The 26,278-nt window shown below is 70.6% G+C and carries 23 protein-coding genes and 1 tRNA gene; 9 read left to right on the top strand and 15 right to left on the bottom strand.

Going from position 1 to position 26,278, the window contains the following annotated elements; translation table 11 throughout:
- Positions 1-54: 54 nt before the first annotated feature.
- Both ACZ6SA_RS02285 and ACZ6SA_RS02280 read right to left on the bottom strand, forming a co-directional pair.
- Positions 55-1,068, bottom strand: a complete 1,014-nt coding sequence (locus ACZ6SA_RS02285) for a sigma-70 family RNA polymerase sigma factor (RefSeq protein ID WP_465826164.1) — start codon at positions 1,066-1,068, stop codon at positions 55-57.
- Positions 1,069-1,160: 92 nt separating this feature from the next.
- Positions 1,161-3,218: a M48 family metallopeptidase gene (locus ACZ6SA_RS02280; RefSeq protein WP_465826163.1), complete on the bottom strand. Its 2,058-nt coding sequence runs from the start codon at positions 3,216-3,218 to the stop codon at positions 1,161-1,163.
- 80 nt (positions 3,219-3,298) lie between these two features.
- Here ACZ6SA_RS02280 and ACZ6SA_RS02275 point away from each other — a divergent pair, with 80 nt between their 5' ends.
- Together ACZ6SA_RS02275 and ACZ6SA_RS02270 are read left to right on the top strand one after the other, a co-directional pair.
- Positions 3,299-4,519, top strand: coding sequence for a deoxyguanosinetriphosphate triphosphohydrolase (locus ACZ6SA_RS02275; protein ID WP_465826161.1), 1,221 nt, complete (start codon positions 3,299-3,301; stop codon positions 4,517-4,519).
- 77 nt (positions 4,520-4,596) lie between these two features.
- On the top strand, positions 4,597-5,754 hold the full coding sequence (locus tag ACZ6SA_RS02270) for an NAD(P)/FAD-dependent oxidoreductase (RefSeq protein WP_347641841.1): 1,158 nt from the start codon (positions 4,597-4,599) through the stop codon (positions 5,752-5,754).
- On the opposite strand, the gene ACZ6SA_RS02265 is transcribed toward ACZ6SA_RS02270, so the two are convergent.
- On the bottom strand, positions 5,744-6,646 hold the full coding sequence (locus tag ACZ6SA_RS02265) for a M23 family metallopeptidase (RefSeq protein WP_347641842.1): 903 nt from the start codon (positions 6,644-6,646) through the stop codon (positions 5,744-5,746). The two genes, ACZ6SA_RS02270 and ACZ6SA_RS02265, sit on opposite strands and share 11 nt — an antisense overlap.
- Positions 6,647-6,828: 182 nt before the next feature.
- Between ACZ6SA_RS02265 and dnaG the strand changes: the two genes are divergently transcribed.
- Complete coding sequence (dnaG, locus tag ACZ6SA_RS02260; RefSeq protein WP_465826159.1) at positions 6,829-9,630, top strand: DNA primase; 2,802 nt, start codon at positions 6,829-6,831, stop codon at positions 9,628-9,630.
- A 423-nt stretch (positions 9,631-10,053) separates the two neighbouring features.
- Positions 10,054-11,157, top strand: coding sequence for an RNA polymerase sigma factor RpoD (rpoD, locus tag ACZ6SA_RS02255; protein ID WP_425465103.1), 1,104 nt, complete (start codon positions 10,054-10,056; stop codon positions 11,155-11,157).
- 64 nt (positions 11,158-11,221) lie between these two features.
- On the opposite strand, the gene ACZ6SA_RS02250 is transcribed toward rpoD, so the two are convergent.
- From ACZ6SA_RS02250 to ACZ6SA_RS02225, 6 genes are read right to left on the bottom strand one after another with little or no spacing between them, the layout of a single operon-like run.
- Complete coding sequence (locus tag ACZ6SA_RS02250) at positions 11,222-12,028, bottom strand: transporter substrate-binding domain-containing protein (RefSeq protein ID WP_347641844.1); 807 nt, start codon at positions 12,026-12,028, stop codon at positions 11,222-11,224.
- Complete coding sequence (locus tag ACZ6SA_RS02245; RefSeq protein WP_465826158.1) at positions 12,025-13,386, bottom strand: hypothetical protein; 1,362 nt, start codon at positions 13,384-13,386, stop codon at positions 12,025-12,027. The genes ACZ6SA_RS02250 and ACZ6SA_RS02245 overlap by 4 nt, the downstream gene beginning before the upstream one ends.
- The gene (locus ACZ6SA_RS02240; protein ID WP_465826157.1) at positions 13,383-14,054 is read right to left on the bottom strand and encodes an FHA domain-containing protein; all 672 of its coding nucleotides are present in this window, start codon (positions 14,052-14,054) and stop codon (positions 13,383-13,385) included. The genes ACZ6SA_RS02245 and ACZ6SA_RS02240 overlap by 4 nt, the downstream gene beginning before the upstream one ends.
- On the bottom strand, positions 14,054-15,343 hold the full coding sequence (locus tag ACZ6SA_RS02235; protein ID WP_465826155.1) for a vWA domain-containing protein: 1,290 nt from the start codon (positions 15,341-15,343) through the stop codon (positions 14,054-14,056). The genes ACZ6SA_RS02240 and ACZ6SA_RS02235 overlap by 1 nt, the downstream gene beginning before the upstream one ends.
- Positions 15,336-16,193, bottom strand: coding sequence for a PP2C family protein-serine/threonine phosphatase (locus ACZ6SA_RS02230; protein WP_347641848.1), 858 nt, complete (start codon positions 16,191-16,193; stop codon positions 15,336-15,338). The genes ACZ6SA_RS02235 and ACZ6SA_RS02230 overlap by 8 nt, the downstream gene beginning before the upstream one ends.
- Complete coding sequence (locus ACZ6SA_RS02225) at positions 16,190-18,130, bottom strand: serine/threonine-protein kinase (protein WP_465826153.1); 1,941 nt, start codon at positions 18,128-18,130, stop codon at positions 16,190-16,192. The genes ACZ6SA_RS02230 and ACZ6SA_RS02225 overlap by 4 nt, the downstream gene beginning before the upstream one ends.
- Between ACZ6SA_RS02225 and ACZ6SA_RS02220 the strand changes: the two genes are divergently transcribed.
- Positions 18,117-18,314, top strand: coding sequence for a hypothetical protein (locus ACZ6SA_RS02220; RefSeq protein WP_347641850.1), 198 nt, complete (start codon positions 18,117-18,119; stop codon positions 18,312-18,314). The two genes, ACZ6SA_RS02225 and ACZ6SA_RS02220, sit on opposite strands and share 14 nt — an antisense overlap.
- Positions 18,315-18,360: 46 nt before the next feature.
- Here ACZ6SA_RS02220 and ACZ6SA_RS02215 read toward each other — a convergent pair whose 3' ends face one another.
- Positions 18,361-19,524: a hypothetical protein gene (locus ACZ6SA_RS02215; RefSeq protein ID WP_465826151.1), complete on the bottom strand. Its 1,164-nt coding sequence runs from the start codon at positions 19,522-19,524 to the stop codon at positions 18,361-18,363.
- Between the two features lie 180 nt (positions 19,525-19,704).
- Between ACZ6SA_RS02215 and ACZ6SA_RS02210 the strand changes: the two genes are divergently transcribed.
- The 3 genes from ACZ6SA_RS02210 to ACZ6SA_RS02200 are packed head-to-tail and all read left to right on the top strand — an operon-like array spanning position 19,705 to position 21,665.
- Positions 19,705-19,863 (top strand): hypothetical protein, encoded by a 159-nt coding sequence (locus ACZ6SA_RS02210; RefSeq protein ID WP_165974723.1) that lies wholly within the window; start codon positions 19,705-19,707, stop codon positions 19,861-19,863.
- Positions 19,864-19,920: 57 nt separating this feature from the next.
- Positions 19,921-21,195, top strand: a complete 1,275-nt coding sequence (locus ACZ6SA_RS02205) for an amylo-alpha-1,6-glucosidase (RefSeq protein ID WP_347641852.1) — start codon at positions 19,921-19,923, stop codon at positions 21,193-21,195.
- Entirely contained in the window at positions 21,192-21,665 is a 474-nt protein-coding gene (locus tag ACZ6SA_RS02200) for a hypothetical protein (RefSeq protein ID WP_347641853.1), read from the top strand. The genes ACZ6SA_RS02205 and ACZ6SA_RS02200 overlap by 4 nt, the downstream gene beginning before the upstream one ends.
- A gap of 27 nt (positions 21,666-21,692) precedes the next feature.
- Here the strand turns inward: ACZ6SA_RS02200 and ACZ6SA_RS02195 are convergent, their stop codons facing one another.
- Complete coding sequence (locus ACZ6SA_RS02195; RefSeq protein WP_465826148.1) at positions 21,693-22,007, bottom strand: YtxH domain-containing protein; 315 nt, start codon at positions 22,005-22,007, stop codon at positions 21,693-21,695.
- A gap of 125 nt (positions 22,008-22,132) precedes the next feature.
- Here ACZ6SA_RS02195 and ACZ6SA_RS02190 point away from each other — a divergent pair.
- Positions 22,133-22,204, top strand: a tRNA-Asn gene (locus tag ACZ6SA_RS02190).
- 823 nt (positions 22,205-23,027) lie between these two features.
- On the opposite strand, the gene ACZ6SA_RS02185 is transcribed toward ACZ6SA_RS02190, so the two are convergent.
- From ACZ6SA_RS02185 to ACZ6SA_RS02170, 4 genes are all read right to left on the bottom strand, one after another.
- A complete protein-coding gene (locus ACZ6SA_RS02185; protein WP_465826146.1) occupies positions 23,028-23,525 on the bottom strand; it encodes a hypothetical protein in 498 nt (165 codons plus the stop codon).
- A gap of 462 nt (positions 23,526-23,987) precedes the next feature.
- Positions 23,988-24,338: a toxin-antitoxin system YwqK family antitoxin gene (locus tag ACZ6SA_RS02180; RefSeq protein WP_347641856.1), complete on the bottom strand. Its 351-nt coding sequence runs from the start codon at positions 24,336-24,338 to the stop codon at positions 23,988-23,990.
- Complete coding sequence (locus tag ACZ6SA_RS02175) at positions 24,335-25,606, bottom strand: hypothetical protein (protein WP_347641857.1); 1,272 nt, start codon at positions 25,604-25,606, stop codon at positions 24,335-24,337. The genes ACZ6SA_RS02180 and ACZ6SA_RS02175 overlap by 4 nt, the downstream gene beginning before the upstream one ends.
- The gene (locus tag ACZ6SA_RS02170; RefSeq protein WP_347641858.1) at positions 25,603-25,914 is read right to left on the bottom strand and encodes a hypothetical protein; all 312 of its coding nucleotides are present in this window, start codon (positions 25,912-25,914) and stop codon (positions 25,603-25,605) included. Before ACZ6SA_RS02170 ends, ACZ6SA_RS02175 begins: the two co-directional genes overlap by 4 nt.
- Positions 25,915-26,278: the final 364 nt, after the last annotated feature.

Raw genomic sequence — 26,278 nt, 5'->3', positions numbered from 1 at the left:
GTCCTTCCAGGTCGATGGTCCCTTCGGAACTACAACCCGCGCCGGGCCCGGAAATCATCGCGGCAGCTCCGCGGGCAGGCCGAAGGCCGCGAAATCGGCCTGGAGGAACGAGACGACCTCGGCGATCCGCGTGCCCCGGACGGCCAGCAGATCCAGGCCGGCCGGGACGTACGCGGCCCGCTCGTCGTCCCACATGTACGTGCCGAACGCGAGCTGCCCGTTCGCCCGCGCCGGCAGGAAGCGCCAGCGGCCGGTCAGCGGACCCTCCGTCAGGAAGCGGCGGATCTCGTCGCGGCCCTGGTACCAGTGCGGGAGCGGCGGCATCGAGTATTTCGCGTCCTCGGTCAGCAGAGCCACGATGACGTCGGCGTCGCCGGCCTCCCACGCGTCGGCGTAACGGCGGGCCAGCTCACGCTGCCCGGGCTCGCCGAGCGCGTCGAACGTCCCTCGCCGACCGGCCTCAGGAAGCAGCTCGGCGAGCATCTTGCGGGCCCGCTGCAGGGCGCTGTTGACCGCGGCGACCGTGGTGTCCAGCTGGCCGGCGGCCTCGGCGGCGGCGTACCCGAGGACGTCGCGCAGCAGCAGAACAGCCCGCTGCCGGGGCGACAGGTGCTGCAGGACCGCGACGAAGGCCAGCTCCACGCTTTCCCGCGCCACCGCGCGCGCCTCGGGGCCCAGCTCCTCCGTCCAGCCCATCAGCCGGTCAGGATACGGTTCCAGCCATGCCACCTCGGCCACCGGCGCGCCCCCGGGGGTCAGGTCGGCGGGCAGCTCGCGCCGCCCCCGCCGCTCGATCAGCGTCAGCGCCCGATTCGTTGCGATCTTGTACAGCCACGCCCTGAACGATCCCCGGTCCTCGAACCGGCCCAAACTCCGCCAGGCCCGGTCCAAAGTGTCCTGAACCGCGTCCTCGGCGTCGTGCAGCGATCCCAGCATCCGGTAGCAGTGCGCGCGCAGCTCGTCCTGGAACGGCCCGACCAGGACGCCGAACGCTTCGTGGTCGCCCGCCCGGGCCGCAGCCAGCAGCGCCACCGCCTCGCCGTGCCGCTCCGCCGGGGTCCCTGCCATCTGCCGTCCATGGTTCATCGCCGGCCCGTCTCCAGTCACGCTACCTCTGGCGTGGCCAAGGCCGATCGCCCGTACGGGAAACGGCCAAGACCTTAACGGGGGGCGTCCGGGTTCGGGTCGCCCAACGTGTGCGGCACCGGCTCTTCCTCCGAGAACAACCAGGAGTCTCCGGAGGTGTCCGTGACTGCGGGGCCGGGCTTGTGAGCCGCGGGTTCCGGGGTGGCAGGTCCCCAGGCGTCCGGGGTCGCGGGTTCCGAGGTGTGCGGGGCGGCCGGTCCCCAGGCGCTCGGGGTCGCGGGTTCCGGGGGGTGGGGGACGGCGGGGTCCGAGGCGGGCGGGGGGACGGGTCCTGAGAAGTGAGGGGACTGGTCCTCCGGGGCGGGGGGAGCCGATGGTCCCGGGAAGGGCGGCGCGAGCGGCCCCGGAGCGTGCGGGCCCGGGATCCCAGGAGCGGGTCCCGCACCGGGTCCCGCGGCGGGCCCCGCACCGGAGGGAGGTCCCGCCGTCGGGCCGGGGGTGGGTCCCACGGTGGGGCCGGGGGTGGGTCCCACGGTGGGGCCGGGAGGGGGTCCCGCGACAGGTCCCGGAATGGGTCCCGCGGTGGCGCCGGGGGCGGATCCCGCGGTGGGGCCGGAGGGGGGTCCCGGGGCGGGCAGGGCGCCCGGCGGGGGCGGTTGCTCGACGGGGACGTAGTCGTGGCGCATGCCGTGGTCGCCCAGCCATTGCCGCAGCCCGCCCACCGCCGCCGGATCGGCCGCCACCCGGGCCGCGTACTCCGCCAACGCCACCTCCTCCCCGTCGTCGAAGAGCAGCCGCGCGGGCCCCGACCAGGACAGCGTCCACTTGGCCTCGCCGAGCTGGATCATGACGGCTTCCAGCGCCTGCCCGAGCACCCCGGCCAGCAGGGTGTCCGACGGGTTCCAGCCCAGCTCGCGCAGCTTGTACTCGAGCTCCGCCTGCCGCCCCCGCGCGATCGCCTCGAAGGCGGCGTCCAGGTACGGCCGTGACGCCCCCATCACCTGCTGCCCGGCCAGGGCCAGGTCGCGCAGGGCGTCGGCGTTGCGGGTGGCGTACATGCCGTGCGCGACGAGCTCCTCCCACGAGACCGCCCGCAGCGTCAGCAGCGCCTCGGACGACCACATGGACTGCTCGACCGCCTGCACGGCCACGTTCGGGTCGCGCAGCAGGGTCAGGGCCGAGCGGGGGTCGGGCACCTGCTGCGGCTCCGGCAGGCGCTCGATGGCGGCCAGGCGGTCGGCCAGGCTCGGGTGGGAGTCGTACGGGGAGACCTCCTCGGGCTGATCGCTCAGCCTGGCCAGCTCGGCCTGCCGCTCGGCGTCGCTCATGAAGGCGTGGAAGCCGCCGAACACCGACGCGGGCCTGGTGCCGCCCGCGCCCGTCATCGACAGGTACGCGTTGACGTACAGGTCCCAGCCGATCGCGGTGGTGTGGATCTTGTGCAGGGCGCCCGCCATGGACTGCCGGCCGCCGATCGCGACGGCGAACTGGTCGGCCTCCAGCTCCTGCCTGCGCGAGACGGCCTGCGACACCCGCAGGTAGAGCTTGGCGTACCAGGTGAACAGGCGCTGGACGAACGGGTGGTTGCGCAGGCCCTGCACGGTGGCGATCAGCGAGACGCGCCCGCGGTAGACGGGCGCGCCCAGCCGCGTGTGGGCGCCGCTGTAGTGGCCGAGCTCGTGCCCGAGCACCGCGCGCAGCTCGTCCACGGTGAGCGTCTGCAGCAGCGGCAGCCCGACGAACATGCGCCGCCGCGTCGCCTTCATGCCCAGGAACCGCGTGTCCTCCGAGACTGCCGCGTTCACCTCGGCCACCAGCCGGATCTCGTCGGGGGGCGCGGTGCGTACGCGCTGGGCGAGCTCCTCGACCGTCTGCCACAACACCGGCTCGTCCTCGCGCGTGACCGGGACGCCGGGCTGCTCGCCGCTCCGGCGGCGGCTCACCATGATCAGGGCCCGGACCAGCGCGAGCGCGGCCAGGGTCAGCACGGCCGCGAACTTGATGAGGTTGACGTGGAAGTCGACCACTAAGAGGACGTCGAAGAAGACCGCCGCGGCGAGGATCAGACCGACCAGAACGTAGAAGCCGGCGAGCAGGGTGAAAGCCAGCACCGCTCGGAACGCTGTCGTCATGGGGGAGGGCTCCCGGGGAAGGGGTACTCGCGAGGCTCGACACTAGCGGAGACGGGAAACTGGATAAAATCGCTGCACCGATGTCGTACTACGACCAACACGACCAGGACCGATGGGTTCCGGAACCTCCCGGCAATCCGGATCGCTCCGCGTTCGAGCGTGACAGGGCCCGTGTGCTGCACAGCGCGGCGCTGCGCAGGCTCGCCGCGAAGACGCAGGTCGTCGGGCCCGGCGAGACGTTCGGCGGCGGCCAGCACATCCCGCGCACCCGGCTGACCCACTCGCTCGAATGCGCCCAGGTGGGCAGGGAGATGGGCGCCACCCTCGGCGTCGACCCCGACCTCGTGGAGACCGCCTGCCTGGCGCACGACCTGGGGCATCCGCCGTTCGGGCACAACGGGGAGGTGGCGCTCAACGCGCTGGCGGAGTCGTGCGGCGGCTTCGAGGGCAACGCGCAGAGCCTGCGCCTGCTCACCAGGCTCGAGGCCAAGGTGCTCACCGAGGACGGCAGGAGCGCCGGTCTCAACCTGACCCGGGCGGCACTGGACGCCTCGATCAAGTACCCATGGACGTGTGACAAGTCTCCCAAATTCGGCGTCTACGACGACGACCTTCCCGTGTTCGAGTGGATCAGGGAGGGCGCGCCGGACGGGCGGGTGAGCTTCGAGGCGCAGATCATGGACTGGGCCGACGACGTCGCCTACTCCGTCCACGACCTCGAGGACGCCCTGCACCTCGGCCATGTCACGCCAGAAGCGCTCCTGTCCGCCGAGGAGCGCAGGCAGGTGTGCGAGATCACCCGCACCTGGTACGCCCCCGGCGCCGACCTGAACGAGCTGGAGGCCGTCTTCGCCAGGCTGATCACGGATCCGCTCTGGCCCCGCAGCTTCACGGGCACGCTCGCCGACCTGGCCGGCCTCAAAGCCCTCACCAGCGGTCTCATCGGCCGCTTCTGCCGCTCCGCGCAGGCCGCCACCAAGGAGGTGTACGGCAGCCGCCACCGCGCCGACCTCGTCGTGCCGCCCGCCACGCGACTGGAGTGCGCGCTGCTCAAGGGCGTCGTCGCCCACTACGTCATGACCACGAAGGACCACCACGCCAACCAGGCCAGGCAGCGCGACCTCATCACCGAACTGGCCGCGCTGATCACCAGCGGCGCGCCCGGCACGCTGGAGCCCGCCTTCCGGCCCGCGTACCAGGAGGCCCCGGACGGCGCGGCCCGCGTCAGGGTCGTGATCGACCAGATCGCCTCGCTCACCGACACCTCGGCGGTGGCCTGGCACAGGAGGCTCGCCCGGTGATCGGGCTTCGCCGATGAGCCGGGCCACCTGACCCGACCCGCTTCCCCCGGTGACCCCGGCGGGCGGATACTGCGCTCATGGCCACATTTGTGATCGCCGGCGCCGGGCTGGCAGGAGCCAAGGCCGCGCAGGCCCTGCGCGAGGAGGGCTTCGACGGCGAGATCGTGCTGATCGGCGCGGAGGCCGAGCGGCCCTACGAGAGACCGCCCCTGTCCAAGGACTACCTGAGCGGCAGGAGCGAACGAGACCAGATCTACGTCCACCCGCCGGAGTGGTACGCCGACAACGACGTCGACCTGCGGCTGGGCCGGCGGGTCACCCGCATCGAGCCCGGCCACCACCTGGTCAGGCTCAGTGACGGGTCGCGGCAGCCGTACGACAAGCTGCTCCTCGCGACCGGCTCCGTGCCCAGGCGCCTGCCGGGACCCGGCTACTACCTGCGCACCGTCCAGGACAGCGACGCGCTCAGGGAACGTTTCGCCGCCGGCGCCAAGGTGCTCGTCGTCGGCGCGTCCTGGATCGGGCTCGAGACCGCGGCGGCGGCCCGCACGGCCGGCTGCGAGGTCACCGTCGTCGAGCCCGAGCCCACCGCTCTCAACCGGGCGCTCGGCCCCGAGCTGGGTGACCTGTTCGCCCGCCTGCACGCCCGCAAGGGGGTGCATCTGCGCTTCGGCACCGCCGCCGCGGAGATCACCGACACCGGCGTGCGGCTCAGCTCGGGCGAGCGGCTCGCGGCCGACCTCGTCGTCGTCGGCATCGGCGCCGCCCCCGAGGTCTGGCTCGCCCGCGACGCCGGTCTCGAGGTCGGGCAGGGCATCCTCACGGACGCCGCCCTGCGCACCTCGCACCCGGACGTGTTCGCCGCCGGCGACGTGGCCGAGCACTTCCATCCCGTGTACGGCCGCCGCGTGCGCGTCGAACACTGGGCCAACGCCCTGCACGGCGGCCCCGCCGCCGCGCGGTCGATGCTCGGCCAGGACGTCACCTACGACCCGATCCCGTACTTCTACACCGACCAGTACGAGCTCGGCATGGAGTTCTCCGGCGACATCGAGGGCTACGACGAGATCGTCTACCGCGGCGACCCGGACAAGCTGGAGTTCATCGCCTACTGGTTGCGCGGCGGACGCGTGATCGCCGGGATGAACGTCAACGTCTGGGACGTCGTGGACGACATCCAGGCCCTCATCAGGTCGGGCGCCGTCGTCGACCAGAAGGAGCTGCCTACGGGGTGACGCTGACCACGCCGCCGTCACCGTCGTCGTCGGCGGACGGCGGCTCGCTCCTGGCCGCCTGCGGCGTCGTCTTCGGCTTCTTCGGCTGCTTCGACGCGCACAACACGGTGCAGCGCGGCGTCTCCCCGAGCTTCGCGCGCAGTTTCAGCGTCTCCTCCCTGGGGGAGAGCGTGCGGTTGCCCGTACGCCAGGCGTCGAGGTAGTCCCACGGCTTGACCATGCCCCTGCGCACCCACCAGAACGTCGAGCCGGTCTTCCACGAGATCGCGAAATAGAGGTTGGTGGCGGTGTCCCGGGCGTTGCCCGACCGGCCCACCCGGCCGAGCAGCCGGCCGGCCTTGACGCGGACGCCCGGCCTGATGCCGTCGGCCACCGTGTCGAGGTGCCCGCCGAGGTAGCGCACGCCGTCGTCGCCGATGATCGTGACGAACCTGCCCTCGCGGTCGGCGCCCGCGTCCGTGGACGGGCGCCACCGGTTCCTGGTGTTGACCTCGTCCACGACGCCGGCGACGGGCGCCACGAACGCGCACCCCTCCTGCGCCCAGATCGTCGTCTTGGGCAGCACGAGCAGCTTGCGCGAGTAGGTGACCTCGCAGCCCTTGACAGGGAACGTGTAGGTGTATTTCGACAATTTCGGCGGCGGCACCCTGACCGGGTCGTCGCCCTCGGGCGGCTCCACGCCGGCCTGCTTGCCGCCCTGCTTCCCGGCGGTCGGGGTCGGCGTCGGGTCCGCCGGTGAGGCGGCCGTGCCCGCTCCGGTCGCCGGGCCGGAGGGTACGGCGGAGCGCAGGGTGGCGCCGACGCCGGCCAGCCCGGTCGCCTGGCTGCAGGCGCCGGTCAGCAGCACGGCGCCCATGACGGCCGCCCATCGCGCGATATGACCCGATTGCATGGTCTCCACCCGTGTCACCGTTTCCCTACGACCTTTACCTTTGTAGCCGACCAGGGGTCCGCGTACAGCGGCTTTCCTGCTTTAGCAACCCACAGGTAATGCCCCTCTTCCCCCAGCCGCACGCGCCAGGGTTCGCACCGCGGGGGCGGGAACCGTCGGCGGGGCGGAATAGACTCACGGGCGTGGCTGGCCGGATCCGTGATGTCGACATCGCGCTCGTTCGCGAGCGCTCCCCCATCGCCGACGTGATCGGCGAGCACATCCAGTTGCGCAACGCCGGAGGCGGCAACCTCAAGGGGCTGTGCCCGTTCCACGACGAGAAGAGCCCGTCGTTCAACGTCACCCCCGAGCGGGGGATGTTCTACTGTCTGGCGGCGGAGACCAGGGTCATGACCTGGGAGGGTGTGCGTCCGATCGCTGAGCTCGCGGGCGGGACGCATCGGGTGCTCGCGTCCGACGGCACGTGGGTGGACGCGCCCTTCATGTCATTCGGCGTCCAGCCGCTCATGAAGATCGTCTTGAGCCGCAACGGGCAGCGAAAGGAGATCTTCGCCACCCCCGAGCACCGTTGGTTCGTACGATCTGGACGGCATCAGGACAAACGCGCCGAGGTCATCACCAAAGACTTGAAGCGGCGTCATCGGCTGGTCTCGGTGTTCCCGGGCACCCGCATCAAGCGCACGACGCCGTCGCCCTTCGGCATAGCGCACGGGATCACCTTCGGTGACGGTACACGAGCGGCCACGGGGAGCAGAGCAACGCTCGACGCCGTCAAGGATGCCCAGCTGCTCAAGTGGTTCCCCCTCAGCTACGTGACGGAAAGCGTGGGAGGGTCGTCGGGAAAGAGCAGGCAGCTCCTGGTTCATCACCTGCCGACGTTCTTCAAGGAGCTTCCCTCGCTCGACGAGTCCGTACCCTATCTGTACGGCTGGCTCGCGGGCTACGTGGCCGCTGACGGACATGTCGCCAAAGACGGCACGGTCATGTTGCACTGCGCGGACAAGGCGACCCTGGAGTTCGTCCGAGCTGCGTGCACCAAGCTCGGGATCGGCACGTACGGCGTCACCGAGCAGGTCAGAGAGGGCTTCCCGGGAAGGGAGCCCAGTTCGATCTTCCGTGTGCACTTCATCAATGATGATCTCACCGAAGACTTTTTCCTGATCGACGAGCACCGGTTGCGGTTCACCGGCACAACGAAGGCGTTTGCGCGGCGCGGTTGGGTGGTGCAGGCCGTCGAGGAGACCGATCGGGTCGAGGAAGTCTTCTGCGCCACTGTCGACCATGAGCATGCGTTTGTCCTGGAAGACAATATTCTGACCGGGAACTGCTTCGGCTGCAGCGAGGGCGGCGACGTGATCACGTTCGTCGAGAAGATCGAGCACCTGCCCTTCGGCGAGGCGGTCGAGCGGCTGGCGCAGCGGGCCGGCATCCAGCTGCAGTACGAGCAGGGCGGCTACGTCCCGAGGCGCGACCACGGCGAGCGGGCCAGGCTGGTCGAGGCGCACCGGGCGGCGGCCGAGTTCTACGCCGACAAGCTGCTGAGCCCCGACGCGGCGGCCGGGCGACGGTTCCTGTCGGAGCGGGGGTTCGAGCGGGCCGACGCCGAGACCTTCGGGGTGGGATACGCGCCGGCCGAGTGGGAGGCGCTCGTCCGCCATCTCATGGGGCGCGGGTTCTCGGCCGACGAGCTGGTCAAGGGCGGGCTGGCCAAGGAGGGGCGGCGGGGGCCGATCGACCGGTTCCGCGGGCGGCTGATCTGGCCCATCAGGGACGCCACGGGCGACGTGATCGGTTTCGGCGCGCGGAAGCTGCTCGATTCCGACGATGGCCCGAAATATCTGAATACGCCTGACTCGCCGCTTTACAAGAAGAGCCAGGTGCTTTACGGTATCGATCTCGCGAAACGGGAGATCTCCAAGCGGTCCCAAGCGGTGATCGTCGAGGGCTACACCGACGTGATGGCCTGCCATCTGGCCGGCGTGCCGACCGCCGTGGCCACCTGCGGCACCTCGTTCGGCGAGGAGCACATCAAGATCCTGCGCCGGTTCCTGCTCGACCAGGCCGAGTTCCGGGGTGAGGTCATCTTCACCTTCGACGGTGACGCGGCGGGGCAGAAGGCGGCGCTGCGGGCGTTCGCCGACGAGCAGAAGTTCGTCACCCAGACCTACGTGGCGGTGCAGGCCGACGGGCTCGACCCGTGCGACCTGCGGGTCAAGCAGGGCGACGCGGCCGTGCGCGATCTGATCGCGAGCAGGGAGCCGCTGTTCCAGTTCGCGATCAGGAGCACGATCTCGCGCTATGACCTGCGCAGCAACGAGGGCAAGATCGCCGCTCTCGACGCGGCCGCCCCGATCGTGGCCGGCATCAAGGACGTGGGGCTGCGCAAGCGCTACGCCATCGACCTCGACCGGTGGCTGGGTTTCATGGACGAGCGGTTCGTCATGCAGCGCATCTCCGAGGTGTCGGGCGCGCAGCAGGGCCGCGGCCGGCGGGTGCCCAGGGCGGCGCCCGCCGATCCCAGCGTGCGGGTCGAGGGCGAGCTGCTCAAGCTGGCCGTGCAGCGGCCGGCGTTGCTGGGGCCGCGCTTCGACGCGCTCGACGCGCGGGCGTTCACCACTCCCGACCACGCGATGGTGCACAAGGTGATCGCCGCCGCCGGAGGCGTCGCCGCGGCGGGGCACGGCGGGCGGGAGTGGGTCGACCTGCTGCTCGAGCACGCTCACGAGGAGGGCGCCAGGGCGCTCGTGACCCGGTTCGCGGTGGAGGCGATCCAGACGGACGCGCACACCGAGGAGCGCTATGCCGGCGACATCATGGCGGCGGTCGAGGCCATGCCGGTCGATCGGGCCATCGCGCAGGTGAAGTCCCGGATCCAGCGGCTCAACCCGGTGGAGGAGCAGCAGGAGTACAACAAGCTGTTCGGGGAGCTGGTGGCGCTGGAGCAGCAGCGCAGGGTCCTGCGCGACCGGCTCGCGGGCAGCTGACCAGGCCACCTGAACGGCGGCGGCCTGTTGAGCGCGCGGGAGAGCGGGGATCGCCTCGCTCCCGTCACGGGACGGTTGGGGTAGATAACGGTTCGGCTGCGATCGCCGGCTGGAATACCGGGCGGTTGACAGGGGAATGTGGCGCGGTCCAATCCGCGGCGGGGCGCGGCGGGCGGCGTTTCGGGGCAGCGGAAGAGGTGCGTCCGGCTGGCGGCGTCGCCGGGCGCGTGAATCCAGAGCGCGTAATTGACTTTACTTTCCTGATCAAACTCGGCCTAAACCTTTAGGCGATCTCAATTCGGTAAGGACGGCGGCCTTACCTTCGGTGACAAAAATGGGTCTGCCATTTGATGGAACCAATACTGCAGACTGTCTCCCGTGGGTGCATCGGTGCTGCCAAGCGGACCGCCATCGGTAGATCAGGTGGCGGACCTCGTCGCGAAAGGAAGGGAGCGCGGGAGCGTAACCGTCGATGACGTCGCAGCCGCGCTTGACCGATCCGAGTTGCCGTCCGACGCGCTGGAACGCGTCGTGCGGATGCTCGCCGAGAATGGCGTGGAGGTCCTCGAGCCCCAGGGCGACGAGGAGCCTGCCCGCGCCGATGAGGAAGACGTAGGCAAGCGGGCGCCGACCAGCGATCTCGTCCGTATCTATCTGCGGGAGATCGGCCGCGTCCCGTTGCTGACCGCCGAGGAGGAGGTGGAGCTCGCCAAGTCGATCGAAGCCGGTCTGTTCGCCGAGGACAGGCTGGCCAACGGGGTCTCGCGTCTGGCCTTCCCGGAGCTCAGGGAGCTCGTCTGGCAGGGCACCCGGGCCAAACAGCGGCTCATCGAAGCCAACCTCAGGCTCGTGGTGTCGATCGCCAAGCGGTACGTGGGCCGCGGCATGTTGTTCCTGGACCTGATCCAGGAGGGCAACCTCGGGCTCATTCGAGCGGTCGAGAAGTTCGACTACACGAAGGGTTACAAGTTCTCCACCTACGCGACCTGGTGGATCCGGCAGGCGATCACGCGGGCCATCGCCGACCAGGCACGCACCATCCGCATTCCGGTGCACATGGTGGAGACGATCAACAAGCTCGTCCGCGTGCAGCGCCAGCTCCACCAGGACCTCGGCCGCGAGCCGATCCCCGAGGAGATCGCCAAGGAGATGGACCTCCCTGTCGATCGTGTGGTGGAGATCCAGCGCATCGCCCAGGAGCCCGTGTCGCTGCAGTCGCCGATCGGCGAGGAGGATTCCGACCTCGGTGACTTCATCGAGGACGCCGACGCGGTCGTGCCGATGGAGGCCGCGGCCTTCATCATGCTGCAGGACCAGCTCGACGACATCCTGGCCACGTTGTCCGACCGCGAGCAGCGCATCATCCAGCTCCGGTTCGGCCTGGCCGACGGGCATCCGCGCACGCTGGAGGAGGTGGGCAGGGAGTTCGGCGTCACGCGGGAGCGCATCCGGCAGATCGAGTCGAAGACCCTGGCCAAGCTCCGCCATCCGACGCGGGCCCAGATGTTGCGCGACTACCTGGACTGATCCAAGGGAACGGGCCCGGGCGAGCGCGCCCGGGCCCGTCCCATGTCCAGGAGCAGCCCTCTGGTCAGGAGCAGCCCTCGAACTGCGGCACGGCGATCGTGTCGAGGTCCAGCCCCGACGTGCCGAACCACTTCTTCAGCAGCTTCGCGGCGGTGCCGTCCTGGTACATGTCGGTGATCGCCCGGTTGACCGCCTCGCAGGCGGGCACGTCGCCCTTGGGCAGGCCGATGCCCGAGCGCTGCTCGTTGAACTGCGCGTTGGCCAGCCGCAGCCCCGAGCCGTCCTGCGCGGCCAGCCCCGCCAGGATGACGTCGTTGGTGGTGACCGCGTCCACCTGGTTGCTCTTCAGCGCCGCCAGGCACTGCCGGTAGTCGGGGAACGGCACGACCCGCGCCGCCACCTTCCGCTCCTCCACGACGCGCTGGGCCGCGTTCGCGCCCGTGACCTCGCAGATCCGGCGGCCCTCCAGGTCGCGCACGTTCTTGATCGTCTCGTCGGCCCGGGTCAGGATGTCCTGGTACGAGATGTGGTACGGCCCGGCGAACGACACCTTCGCCTTGCGGTCCTGGCTGATCGTGTACGTCGCCACCACCATGTCGGCCCGCCCGTCGACCAGCACGTCGTCGCGGGCGGCCGCCAGCGTGGGCAGGAAGGTGAACTCCTTGTCCAGCTTGCCGGCGACGTAGCGGGCCACGTCGACGTCGAAGCCGTCGAACCGGCCGTCGGGCCCGCGGAACCCGACCAGCGGCAGGTCGGGGCGTACCCCGATGACGATCTCGTCCTTGTCCAGGATCGACTCCTGGTCGCTCATGCCGCAGCCGGTCACGAGGACCGCGGCCACGGCGAGCACCACTGCCAGCGCCCGTTTCACCGGTACTCCTTGAGTCGGGGCCACACTCCGGCGATCACCAGCAGGCCGATCGCGCCGATGGCGAAGGGAAGCAGCAACCACAGGGTGTTCAGCGCGCCCTCGCCCCTGTCGATCGCGCGTTTGAAGACGCTCTGGTGCGTCTCGGCGAGTTCGAGCAGCGCCTCGTCGTAGGCGGTGAACGTGGTGGTGACCGGCCCGAGCCGTTCGGCGACCGCCTCGTTGGCCTGGCCGCCCAGCACCAGCCGGCGGAACTTCACGTCGGCGGCCTGGAAGTCGCGGTAGGCCTCCAGCGCGTCATTGCCCTGCTTGCCGACGAGTTCGGGGCCGAGCAGCCCGAGGAAGTCCTTCGCGCCGGCGGTCACCTTGCGGTGGTAGGTGTCCAGGTTGCCCGCCTCGAAGTAGATGACCGACATCGACTTGTCGAGGTAGGTGTGCTCGTAGGTGTCGGCCCGCTCCTTGTCGAGCAGGTAGCGGCTCTGGTCGCCCTGCATGCTGTTGCTGATCGCGCGCGCCTTGGCCAGGGTCAGCACCGAGTCGAAGCCGTCCGACTTGGCGGTGCGCAGCGCCCGCAGGTCCTGGCCGAGCACGCTCACCCCGGACACCAGCGCGACAGCCGTGATGACCGTGGCGGCCATCAGCGCGGGCCCGAGGATCCGGCGGAACCGCCGGGCCAGGAAGATCTGCAGCCAGATCAGGCAGCCGATCGCGATCACCCCCGCGACCACCACCGCGTCGCGCACCAGAGGCACCGTGAACGCCTTCTCGTCATAGGTGCGCCGGACGATCGTGCCGTTCTCCAGGGTCAGGTTGTAGGCCTGCGGCAGCAGCACCTGGCGCATCAGGTCGGTGGCGTCGCGGTAGGCCCGCACCACCTCGGCCGGCGGCGGTCCTGGCGCGTGCCCGGACCGCTCGTCGAGCAGCAGCGCCTGCCCGGCGAGCCGCTCGTAGCGGCCGAGCGCGTCGAGCACCGACTGCACGGTCCGCCGCTCCGCCGGGTTGTCGCCGGACAGCTCGAACGCCTTCAGCAGCGCCTGGTTGGCGACGGAACGTTGCTGCTCGTAGCGGGTGACCGCGGCCTCGCGCTCCCGGGGATAGCCGTCGCCCATCACCAGGACGTTGGCCACCTGCGCGTCCATGTCGCTCAGCGCCAGGTAGAGCCCGGCGGTGGCGACGACCTGCGGGCCGGCGTCGCGGCCGATGACCTGCAGCCCGTCGCGGGCCGCCGAGCTGCCGACGGCGAGCGCCGCGAACAGCAGCGCCAGTGAGGCGACGGTGATGCCGGAGATGACCCGGATGCGGCCGGGTACGCCGCGCTCCACGGGTAACGGGGTGCCCGGCCGGGCCTGCACCAGGGTCACGGCGTGCCCTCCCTGAGGGTGATCACGGTCCAGGCGCCCAGGTGGACGCGGTCGCCCGGGCCGATCCTGACCGGCACGTTGACCTGGAGCGGCCTGCCGTTCACCTGCGTGCCGTTGGACGAGCCAGGATCGACCAGCATCCAGGAGCCGTCCGGCTGGGCCAGCAGCACGGCGTGCAGGTGCGAGACGCCCGGGTCCTCCGGCGGGCCGGTGAGGTCGATCTCGGGCGCCAGGTTCCTGGCCTTGCTGCGCCGCCCGATGCGGACCTGCTCGCCGTGCAGCCCGAACGAGCGTTCAGGACAGTACGGCGGGAACGCAACCGCGTCGGCGTCGGGGCCGCCCTCGGCGATGACCTTCTCGTAGTAGGTGCGGTCGGCCGCGGTGACGGCCTCCCAGCGGGTCCCGGTCACGGGGAGCGGGAGGGCGCCGGAGGCGCCGCTGTAGTCGTGGCCGCACACCTCGCAGAACTGTCCGGCCCGCGGCGTCCGGCAGATCGGGCAGGTCTCGGCGCCTGCGCTCCCCTGGGCCGGCGGCTGTGCGGACGGCTGTGCGGACGGCTGGGGCGCGGCGGGGGCGGGGGAAGCCGAGGAGGCTCCCGCCATCTGCGTGCCGCACACGTCGCAGTAGTCGTCGGCGCCCGACGGGTGCCCTTGCGGACAGGTCGCCATCAGCTTCCTTCCCTGCGCAGGCGGCTGGTGCGGACGGAGCCGGTGTCCAGCTCGATCGTGTCCTCCTTGTCCACGTTCTTACGCAGCCGGGCCGTACCGGTGGCCGGATCGACCTCGACCACCCGGTCGAGCAGCTTGGCGGTGTCCTCGCGTCCGGACGCGCCGGCCAGGTCTCTGGCCTTGGCCAGGCGGGCCGTCGCGGTTTCGATGTCGCCCATCGCACGGGCGCTGAGCCCGTCCTGGATGAGGTCGTGCAGCTCGGCCTGGCCGGTGTAGTGGGCGACGTTGCCGTTGATCTGGGTGGACAGGGCCAGGTCGTCGGTCCACTGGGCGAGCACGTTGCCGCTGGCCAGGACGTCCTGGGTGTCGGGGTGCACGAGCTTGACCCAGCCCGCCCTGATCTCCTGGCCGATCCGCCCGGGGGGCACCTCGACGCAGATATGGTATTTGCGCTCCTCAGCGCCCCAGGAGCCCGTCGGGTAGTCGCCGGTCAGCGGGTTGACGTCGGCGCGCTTGCCGGTGAGGTCGAGCAGCACCGGGTCGACCTGCTTGACGAACATCAGCCGGGCGGCCTGCGGCACCCACACGCGCAGCGACAGGTCGGCCACGGTCTTGCTCATCGACGCCTGCGTGAGCCGGCGGAAATACTCCGGCAGGTCCGCCTGGTCGCGCACGTAGTCGAACGTGCCGAGCATCGCCTCGGCCACCTTGCGCAGCTCGGCGGGCGCCCAGTCGGCGCCGATCCCGAGGCAGTCGCACACGAAACTGCCGCTCCACGCCGACAACACCGAGGCGAACACGTCGGCGCGCTCGTTGTTCTGGCCGTCGGTCATGAGCAGCGCGTGTTTGATCGCCTGGGGGCGGGTGGACAGCAGGTGCCCGGCCAGCTTCAGCCACTCGCCCATGGCGGTGCCGCCGTACGAGAGCAACCTGTCGACGGCCTTGGCCGCCTCGGCCCTGGTGGCCGGGTTCGCCTGGACCAGGCTCGGCGTTCCGCCACTCGGATAGACGACCTTGGCGCTCCCCGTGCCGGAGACCACCGCGAAGTGGACGCCGTCGCGCAGGGTCTGCACGGCCGTGGCGGCGGCCTGCCTGGCCTCGCGGATCTTGGAGCCGCTCATCGAGCCCGACGTGTCCACGATGATCACTTCGGCTGCCTCCGCGGGGACGGCCTGCGTGGTCAGGCCGCCGGTCGAGCTCACCGTGAGGATGGCGTGCACCTCGCGCCCGTCAAGCGGAAGGTACTTGTTCTGGTCGATGGTCAACGTGAAAGCGGCCTGATCACTCATGTGCTTCTCCTAAGGGGATCACGACAATGGTCACGTTGTCCTGGCCGCCGGAGTCCAGCGCGTGGCGCAACATCTCGCGTGCCAGGTCACGCGGGGTGCCCGCGCGGGGGAAGGCGTAGCCGTCCAGATAACGCCAGAGGCCGTCGCTGCAGACGAGCAGGTGTCCTGGCCGGCGCGAGGCGAGCGTTCGCACGTTGAGCCGGACGCCGACGGCGTCGGCGCCCAGCCAGGCGGTGATCTCGCCGGTCGGCACGGCGTCGTCCGTGGTCAGCGGGGTCCCGTCGGGGATCCAGTACGCGCGGCTGTCGCCCGCCCAGCCGAGCGTCACGCGGCCCGGCTCGACCACGGCGGAGACGTACGTGCAGGCGGGGGCGTCGTGCACGGAGGTGGCGAGCTTGCTCACCGCCCGCCCGGCCAGGTCGAACGCCTCCTCCGACGACAAGCCCCTGGCCAGCGCGGCCGCCGCGGTCTCGACGGCGACCGCGGACGCCTCGTCGGCCCTGGGCGAGCTGCCCACGCCGTCGCAGACCACGGTCACGGTCGAGCGGCCGGCGGTCAGCAGGGCCATCGCGTCCTCGTTGCGGCTGCGGCGCAGTCCCCTGTCGGTGACGCCCGCGGCGCCGCCGACGAGCACGATCTCGGCGTGGTCCCGCTCGGTGGGCTGGCGCAGGCCGCACCGCTCGCAGTATCCGTCGGAGTCGACCGCCGCGGCGTCGCAGAACGCGCACGCCGGGGAGCCGAGCGCGTGGCCGCACGCCTCGCAGTAGACGTCGCCTTCGACCACGGAGGCCTGGCACACCGGGCAGGCGGCGCCCGGCGTGTCGTGCTGGTTGGCCTGGGGATCCGTCACACCCACGTCCTCGGTCGTACGGCGTTGGCCTGGTCGATGAGCGCGTGGCGCTCCTGGCGGGAGTCGGCGGCCGCGGCGAGCCTGCGGAAGATGGACTCGATGCGCCTGCGCAACCCCGGCGCGGTGAACGGCGCGCCCGCGAGCTGCCCGTTCGCCGGCGGCTTGTTCGTCTCCAGCCAGGTCAGCGCCGCGCCGAGCAGCTCGGCGGTGAGCAGGTCGCGGCGGCGCGGATCGAGGTCGGCCTGGGCGGCCACCCGCTCGACCGCGCCCGTCAGGTCGGCGGCCGTGAGCCCGCTCAGGTCGGCCCGCCGCACCACCGACGCGGCCAGCGCCACCTGCGCGGGGACCCGGTAGAACGACGTGGCGGGCACCTCGTCCAGCACGCCCATCCGGCCCGTCCTGGCCAGCCCGAACGCCGCGCTCACGTAGGCGTGGTCGGTCCGCCAGACGCACTCGTACCAGGTGGAGGCCGGCTTGCCCGCGTATTCCAGCGCGAAGGCCAGCGCCAGCTTCGGCGCCGGCTCTCCCGGGAGCGCCGACAGGCAGGCGTCGAACATGGACACGGCCACCTGCTCCTGGCGCAGGGCCAGCGCCAGCACTCCGCGGTACCAGGTGGGCCGCCAGTCGCCTGGCAGCTCCGCGGCCAGCTCGTCGAGCACGTCGCGCGCCTCGTCCGCCCCGCGCTCGGCCAGCAGCCTGGCGCGCATCAGCTTCGTCTCGGGCGTCTGCGGCATCGCGGCGAGCTGGTCGATCAGCGTCCCGCCGTCGCGGCCGAGCAGCCCGGCCAGCGCTCCGGCGGCCGGGTCGGCCGGATCGACCAGCGGCACGGGTAAGGCCGTCGCGACCGCCGCGGGATCGAGCGGCTCGAACACCTCGTCGTACGTGTCCGACAGCGCCGTCCCCACCGCCGTACGCTCCGGCCCGAACAACGTCGAGAGCGCCGGGTACGGCGTCCCCTCCTCCATGGCGCTGATCTCCCGCAGCACCCCGACGAGCTGCTCCTCCATCTCCCACGCGCTCCGGAACCGGTCGGCGGGATCGGCGGCGGTCGCCTTGCGCAGCAGCCGGGTGAACGACGGATGCCCGCAGTCCACCGGCAGCGGGACCTCCATGTCGTCCCTGGCCGGGCTGAACCCGGGAATCGCCAGGACGGCCAGGGTCCTGGCCACGGTGTAGAGGTCGGAGGCGACCGACGTCGGCCGGGTCTCCAGCTCGGGGGCGTGGTAGCCGACCGTGGCCCACGACGAGCCGGGCGGCGAGCCGATGGGCTGCACCGCGCCCAGGTCGATGAGCTTGAGCCGCTTGCCGACCCTGATCACGTTGGCCGGCTTGAGATCGCAGTAGGCCAGGCCGTGCTCGTGCAGGTAGCCGAACGCGTGCAGGATCTCCCTGCCGTACATGAGGGTCTCGCGCAGCGGCAGGGGGCCCTGGCGGCGCAGCTCGTGCAGGGACTGGCCGCCCACGTACTCCATGACGATGTAGCCGAGGCCGGCCGAGCGCTGGAAGTTGAAGATCTTGACGATGTTGGGGTGGTCGACCGTGGTGAGGAACTTCCGCTCGGCCTCGGCCGCCGCCAGCGCCTCGGCGTCGTTGCTGTTGAGCAGGCCCTTGAGCACGACCCACCGGCCGTCGAGGTTCTCGTCGGAGGCGAGGTAGATCCAGCCGAGCCCGCCGTGCGCCAGGCAGCCGAGCACGCGGTACTGGCCGGCCACCAGGTCGTCCTTGCCCAGCTTGGGGGTGAACGAGAACGCCGTGCGGCAGTGCGGGCAGAACCCGTCCGTCAGGCCCGGCCGGCCGTTCCTGGAGCGGCCCACGGGTTTCCCGCACGCCGTGTTGGCGCAGCGCCTCTTGTTCTCCGGCACCTCGGGGTCGGCCATCACGGCCGTGGCCGGGTCGCGGTAGGGCACCGACGGCAGGTCCGCGATGGTGGCCAGCACGCCGGCCCGCGACCTGCCGCTGCTGCCCGTCGGCCCGCTCATCGACCTGCTCACCGGCTGGGTCACCACCGGAGCGGACGCGGGCCCGGAAGCCGATCCCGGCGCCGGCCCGGCAGGGGACGCCGAAGCCGGCGCCGGCGCGGCCCGCGGCGGGCTCTCGGCGGTGCCGCACAGGTCGCAGTAGCCCTCCTCGATCGTTCCCGTGCAGCCGGGCTGCGCGCAGCGGGTCATCATTTGCCTCCGTGGATCGCGCGCTGGTAGTTCTCGACGGCCGCAGCCGCCTTCGTCAGGTCGCAGGGGGCGTTCCACAACAACCTGTGGGCGCGCGCGAACGACTCGAACACCGCCTGGTCCTCCGCCAGGCCCTTGCGGGCGGCCATCGCCTCGCAGGCGCCGAGGCGCCCGCGCAACTCGTCGCGCCTGCTGATCAGGCCGTAGAGCGCCTTCGCCGTGGTCCGCGCCTGCTCGGCGGCCTCACGGGTGTCGTCTTCGAGACGGGCGAGGCGCTTGGCCCTCACCACCCAGGGGTCGGCCGAGACGTCGAGCGCGTCGAGCTCGCCGGCCAGCGCGCCGACGCGGCTGCGCGGCTGGGCCTGCGGCGGCAGGGCGATCTTGACGACGACCGCGCCGTGGGCCAGCCGGGCCTCGCTCTCGGCCGCGCGTACCAGGTCGAGGGCGGCCACCAGGTTCTCGCGCCGCGCGGCGAACTCCCGTTTCACGGTGATCGCCAGGTCGAGCTCCGCGCGGGAGGAGGCGAGCAGGCGCGCCAGCCGGTCGAGGTGCGGCTCGACGGTCGCGCCGAGCGGGTCCTCCAGCACCGCGGTCCTCAACCGCGCCAGCTCGCCCGCCTCGACGGTCAGGCCGGCGCTCTCGCCCAGCTCGTTCTCGAGATCGTGGATCTCGCGCAGGTCCGCGTCGGCGCCGTCGAGCCGAGGCAGCACGCCGTTCCACACGGCGTCGACGTCGTTGAGCGCGGAGGTGACCTCGCGGAAGGCGGCGTCCATCCGGGTCACGGCCTCGTCGAGGGTGAGCCGCAGGTCCGCCTGGGGGATGAGGGAACGCTGCTCGACCGGCCTGGCGGCGGCCCGCAGCACGACGGAGGAGCCCGCGAGCAGCTCGGTGAGCGCGGCAAGCTGCTCGGCGCCGGGCCGGGCGCGCGAGGCCCTGATCTGCTCGGCGCGGCGCAGCACGGCGCGGTAGGCGTCGTTGAGCCGCCACAGGGTGGTCAGGGAGTCCTGCGTCGCCGTCCATCGTTGTTCGGTGGTCCCACGTAAGGAGGCGCCTCTGAGCACCTGGTAGGTGGTGTGGGATTCGAGATCGAGCAGGTCGCCGGAGATCCGGTCGCGTTCGTGCGCGCGGGCACGCAGCGCGTATTCCGCGGCTTCCCTGCTCATGGGCGGTCCCAGGCTCATCACGCTCCCCGTGAAGCGGGCCCCCGATGCCCCGGTGCTCCTTACCGACTCAACGCGAAGGTCGTGCCGGTTGGTTCCGGGGTGGGGGGAACCCCTGACTTGCCCCTGATTCAACCCTGTGTCGCCTGCAAACGACTTAAAAGATCTCGTACCGTTTCGAACATGGGACGTATTCTTCTGATCATCGCGGCGGTCGTCGCCGCGCTCGTGCTCCTCGGCCCCCTCGTGGGCTTCGCCCTCACGCTGCTCAAGTGGGGCCTGATCATCGGTGGCGTGGCGCTGGGCGTCATGTTCCTGGCGAAGTGGGCGAAGAGGGCCTGACGAGCGGCGGGTTCTCGCGCAGTAGCTTCCCGCGGGATCCCCAGGCATAGTTGGGTGATGGAGGCGCGGCCGGCGGTCGACGACGCCGCGCTCGGGCGCGAGGCAATGGCCGTGCTCGAGGCGAACTGGACAGGCACGGGCACCGTGCCCGCGCCTGGCCTCTACCCGCACCAATGGAGCTGGGACTCCGCGTTCGTCGTCATCGGCCTGGCCAGGCACCGGCCCGACCGGGCCCGCGAAGAGCTGCTCAGCCTGCTGCGCGGGCAGTGGGCGACCGGGATGGTGCCGCACATCGTCTTCCACACGCGGGAGGCGTACTTCCCAGGACCCTCCGTCTGGCGCTCCCAGGAGCACGACGCCGCGCCGCGCGTGCTCACCTCCGGGCTCACCTCGCCGCCGCTGCAGGGACTCGCCCTGTGGTGGCTCTACCGGCACACCGGCGACGTCGCCTTCGTCAGGAAGGCGTTCCCCGCGCTGGTGGCCCAGCACGACTACCTCGCCTCGGCCCGCGACCTGGGCGGGGCCGGGCTGGCCGCGATCGTGCATCCGTGGGAGTCGGGCATGGACGACAGCCCGGCCTGGGACGACGCGCTCGCCGCCCTCCCCGTGATCAGGTACGGCTACCGCAACGTCGACATGGAGGAGCGCCACCCCGACAGCGCCCACGACCGCTACGTCTGGCTGGCCATGCGCTACCGCGACGCCGGATACAGCGCCGGCTACCTGCGCGACGAGCATCCGTTCGCGATCGAGGACCCGATGTTCAACGGGATCTGGCTGGCCTCCTGCCAGGCGCTGGCGGAGCTGGCGCCGCTGGCCCGAGCCGATCCCGCGCCCCACGCCGAGCAGGCCGAGCGCATCCGGCAGGCCATGATCGAGCGCCTCTGGGACGGCTGCTTCTACGCCAGGGACCTGCGTACCGACCGGCTGATCAAGGTGTGCACGGTGGGCGGGTTCGGGCCGCTGCTCGACCCGTGGCTGCCCGGCGAGCACGTGCGCGCCACCGTCGAGGTGCTGGAGTCGGCCAGGTTCATGGGCGCCACCGGCTACCCGGTGCCGAGTTGCGAGATCCGCGCCGCCCAGTTCGACCGCACCCGCTACTGGCGCGGCCCCTCCTGGGTGAACACCAACTGGCTGCTGCGCAGGGCGGCCGCCGTGCACTCGCTCGACCCGCTCGCCCGGCAGCTCACCCACGGCACCCTGCGCCTGGTGCGGCAGGCCGGCTTCCGCGAGTGCTTCGACCCCTTCGACGGCAGCGGGCGCGGGTGCCGGGACTTCTCCTGGAGCGCGGCGCTCACCCTGGATCTGCTCGCCGATACCGTTATGGAATGAGCATTTTCCGCCGGTTGCCCGCCGACGTGCGCAGGTCCCTGACGATGGAGCCGGGAGAGCGGGTGCTGACCTTCACCCCCTCCGAGGACGGCCACGTGGTGGCCACGAACCTCGCCCTGCACCTGGCCGACGGCACGCGCCTGCCGTACGAGGAGATCGACAGGGCGTCGTGGGACGACGAAGGGGTGCGGGTGCTCACCACCGACGGCCGATGGCACGCCGGGCGGATCGCCGAGCCGCGCATGGTGCCCGAGACGCTGCGCGAGCGCGTCAACGCGACGATCGTGGTGAACAAGCACGTCAACCTGCCGGGCAAGGGCGGCGTGCGGCTGGTGGCCCGGCGCCGGCCGGGAGGTGAGGTGCTGGGCTGGACCTTCGTCTTCGACGACGGCCTCGACCCCGAGGACCCCGGCCTGCGCGCGCAGGCCGAGCAGGCCCTGGAGGGGGTGCGGCGCAGCATGGGCGTGTGAGCCGTGGCCCCCACGCCCACGCGCCGCTCAATAGGGGATGCCGGTCTCCTTCGCGTTCCTGCCCTCGACGCCGTCGTCCGGCCAGCCGGTGTCCGTGTCGGGCCTGTGGTCGTCGTGCAGGAACGGGATCCGCTGCTGCAGCGTGTCACCCACCCTCGTCCTGGCCATCCCGGCGAACTTCGACGCCTGCGCGCCGACCACTCCGGCCGCCTCCTGGAACCTGGGGTTGTCCGCGACACGCTGCGCCGTCCGCTTGATCTGCTCGTACCGCTCGCGTCCTGCCCGGCTGCCCAGCACGTAGCCGACCGCCAGTCCAACAGCGAATGTCATTCGATAACGCATTTCGCACCTCCGCTGCCTCCGGGCCTACCCTGCTTATGATGCGACACGCACTCCCAGAGTGCGCTAATCTAGTCGTGCGCACGGCGGAGGGGCCCGAAAGCCCCGATGACGTGGGCAAAGCCCGATCCCGCGTAGCTCAACGGCAGAGCAGCCGGCTGTTAACCGGCAGGTTATTGGTTCGAGTCCAATCGCGGGAGCTTCGGTAGCGTCGAAGACGCAAAGCTCAGGCCCCCATCCTTGATCAAGGACTGGGGGCCTGAGTCGTTCCGGGAGCCAACAAGGGAGTGCTACCCAGGTTGGTCACCGTTCCCGAAGACGGCTCCATGGCCTCGGCGCCATGGACGATGACCGGCCTGATCTGGTGCCGGCAGACGGTCTGCGCGGTGCTGGGTGTCGAGTGCCCGACGAGATGTGCTTCCTCGGGCCGGATGCCGGTGAGGAGCGAGGTGATGACGTATGAGCCGAACGTCTCCCCCTCGCATGCCTTGAGGAGCGTGACGGCCTGGTCCAGCGTGAGGGACCTGCTTGGGCGTCCCTCCTGCCCAGGTGGTGTCTCGCACAGGGCCGAGACGTTACGTCCGACGAGTTCGCACCTGTCGGGCTTCGGTGCCCGACCCGCAAAACGCCGGTCGGCTGGCGCGGACGAGGACAGGGCCGCTTTCGCAGGGCGCACGGTTCTGCTCACGGGTCGAGCTGGTCAGCGCACACAGAGGCAGTCACGGGGCTGCCTTACTGCGTGCCTCCGGCGGGGGCGCTTCGGCTCCGGGATGGCGTCGCATGTCCGTGCCAGTGGAGGTGGCTGGTATGGACGGCCATCTCGTCTGGTTCGTGCCCTATCACGAAGCGAGTGACGAACATGGGCTCCACCAGGCAAACGCCCTCTGCCAAAATCGGTATGTCTGCTTCACACCACAGAGGTCATTACCCGACGCGACGCGCGCTCAGAGTGCGTTCTGAGCGTGCAACACCGAGTGGCGCGGCCTATGCCTACCCATGCGCCACCCTGCGAATTCGGCCTGTTCACTCGTAAGCTGTCATAATCGCCGCTGCCGCCGTCACGACGCTCATCACAATGCCGTATAGCAGAGCCACCCTCAACGGAACAAGGTCGTCGGCCGCCAAGGTGCCGTCAGGGTCAGTTCGGCGGTATGTGACCACGATCAATAAGGGATACAGGACAGAGAACGCCACGCCGCCGGCGATCAGGGCGATAGCCCGGCCACGGCTGTCTGATTCTTCCCGGATGGCAGAGTCGACCTCGGCCCTGACCTGGGCAGCCTGCATGGCGAGGTTCGCGGCCTCGACCGTATCGGTCTTACCCAGTTGACGGCTCTTGCCTTCAAGAGCGTCCGCATAGGCGATCTTCTTCTCATACAGCCGGGCCGCTAACGGCGGAGGGTTCAACTCGAACAACGCATGCTGATCCAGCGCGAAGCCGGTGATCAAGAAGTAGACGACAGTGCCCCAGCCGAGCACCCTCAGGACAAGTTCCTGCCTGGTTTTCCGCTGCTCGTCCACATACCGTCCCTCAGCGTGATCGCCCGATGCGGTCGACTCGGGTAGCTGTCCGAGCAAGATTGTTCCTGCAGCCACCCGCGCGGTCAATGGATGCCGCACGCGCCCGCGACAACAAGTCCACAAGCCTTCAGTGACCGCTGGGGACAATCCGGGCAAGGTTGAGGAGGGGCGTTTCCAGGAGCGTGATTGGCTGGGCGTCTAAAGGGGAGCCAAGTCGGGAGCCACACGCGGCGGACCAGTATGAACGGGTCCGAACTCAGTTCACTGGCCGGACCCAGCATCCGAATCAGCGTGAACTGATCGACACCGGGAGAGTCTGGTTCGAGTCCAATCGCGGGAGCTTCGGTAGTCACGTCAGGCCCCCTTCCTGGATCAGGACAGAGGACTTGAGCCGTCCCTGGAGGCGGCACCACCCGCGTGCCACCGGAGCCCGCATCCAGCGCGCGAGCTCATCGCCCGGCCCTACAGGGTGTCCGGGGTCCCGTCCGGGTGCCAGGCCTGGCTCGAGATGAGCTTGCCATGATCGTAGTTCTGATCCTCGGCCAGCTGTCCGTTCTGGTGCCACCGCAGATGCGAGCCGTGCCGGCGGCCGTGGTCGAGTCGCCACTCCGACTCGATGCTGCCGTCCGGGTAGAAGGCGCGCGAGATGCCGTGCGGGATGCCCTGCTCGAAGGTCTGCTCGGTCATGACCGTGCCGTCGGCGTAGAACTCGCACGCGGTGCCGCTGTAGAGCGTGCCTTGATGGCGGACCCGCTGGTCCAGGTCGTATTCCAGATCGTTCATCGTGATGCGCATGGTGTTCCCGACCGTCATATTGCCCAGGGTGGTGTGAACTCGGCCAGCGGGCTGTCGCCCAGGGAGGGATATCGGGTGAAGTAACCGGCGGAGTTCGGCGTGTCGTACAAGAAGTTCGTGCAGTTGGCGCAGCACGGTATGCGTTGCCGGGCGGCGATGCCCTGATAATGGTCGGACAGTAACCGGTTGTCGAAATAGAGTTCGCGCAGCGTCTCGGGCGTCACCGTCTCGCCGTTGCGCGTGCGATCCCAGAGGGCCCGGCTGGTCGCGGTGACCTCCGAATGCGTGCCCGGCTCGCTCCAGTGCGGAAATCCGCCCGCCGGCCAGCCCTCGTCATGCTTGAAAGGGCCGTTGGCGCGGGCCCAGCGGGCGAAGTTCTCGTAACGCTCGCGAAGGAGAGGGTGCAGGTCGTCGGGCACGTGCCGCAACATGTCGTTCAGGCCTTCGTACAACTTGCCCGTGCGCCGATCCATGAGCAGCGTGTACACCGGACCGGCCTTGGCGCGGGAGTAGGCGAGGTCGGTCGCCTGCTCGCGACGGGCCAGATATTCCGATGACCTGACCGACGTCATGTCCTCCACGAATTCCCGTGCCGGTTTGCCGTTCACGGCGGTGATGAGGCCTTCGTCGTTGCGTTCGAAGCGCAGGTCCGCGGGCCTGGGCAGCGGCATGTCACGTTCGAGCGGCCCGGACGGCTGCGGGCGGTGGACGGCCTGACGCTCTCGAGCGGAGATCGCGGTCGTACGCCCGGTTCCGGCGCGAACCACCCCGGGGTTGGCGCCACTGGGGACCCGGCTCGTTCTCGACGCGATCCTGGTGAGGAGCTTGCGGTAGATCTCTCCGAACTTGGCCAGGATGCTGCGGAACTGTCGATACAGGCGCTGGGCTCTGGCTCTGACCCAGGCGCGGACTTGGGGGACGGCCAGGGCGAGCGCGGCGGCGGCGGCCGCGTATGCCGCGATCCTGGCCTTCCCGTGCTGGACGAACCGCGCGGCGCTGTTGTGGATGCCGGCGGCGAGGCTGAAGTGACCGGCGAGGCTGCTGGTCTGGGGCAGGGTGCCACCGGGGCCGCTGATGTGCTGGTCCGCGGCGTTCGCGGCGGGGCCCTGGTTGTGGGCGGCGCGGCGGGAGGCCAGGGCGCCGTCGCCGGCGAGCCGGGTGTGGTGGTCCGCGAAGGCCCGCAGGGTGTCGGCTCGCCAGTAGGCCGGGGAGGGGTCGGGAATGGAAGGGAGGCCCAGGATGCCGAAGTCGGCGGCGACCGCGGGGTCGTCGGTGACGGTGGTCACAGCCTGGCCTGGACGTTGGCGGTGTTGAGCTGCTCGACGGCGAGATTCCGGTCGGCCATGACGATCTGTCCGTCCCCGGCGACGCGCAGGCCGTCGCCGGCCGCGACGTGGTGGTGCAGCAGGTGTTCGGCCAGTTGGTTGAACGGGCCCTCGATCTCCTCGAAGGGCAGGCCGCTGCCGGCCCGCAGGCTGCCGCGCAGTGCGGCCGTCAGTTGCTCGTGCTGATCGGCCAGTGCCTGGAACTCTCGTCCGGAGGTGCGCCGGCCGTCGGCGTCGATGGCCAGGACATCAAAGTCGGGTGCGGTCACGTCTGCTCCACTCGCCGCGGTATGGGCGTGAGCGGCAGAGCCGGCCGGCAGCAGCGCTGACCGGCCCTGCTGCCGCTGCTCCGAGACCTCGCAGGGCGTCCGGGGCGCGTCGGGGAGTCACCCATCACCTCCCACATCAGGTGGACACTGTACTACCCGCAAGATCCAGTTCGTGAAGCGCTTGCCGCCGGGCACACCTCATGTGGCCCGAGCCGCTCGCTGCGGTGTTGTTTCACGCTTTGTAGCGAGATCATTACGTATTTTCAGGTTGGCCGGACAAAGCGGGGCCCGGCGGGGAAAGATGGTGCATCCGGTCCGGTGGACCGGAGCCGCGGGACATCATGCCGGGGGCGAGGAGAGGGCG

This window comes from Nonomuraea sp. NPDC049378 (assembly GCF_055586745.1).
This window is presented reverse-complemented; position numbering and strand designations above follow the sequence as displayed.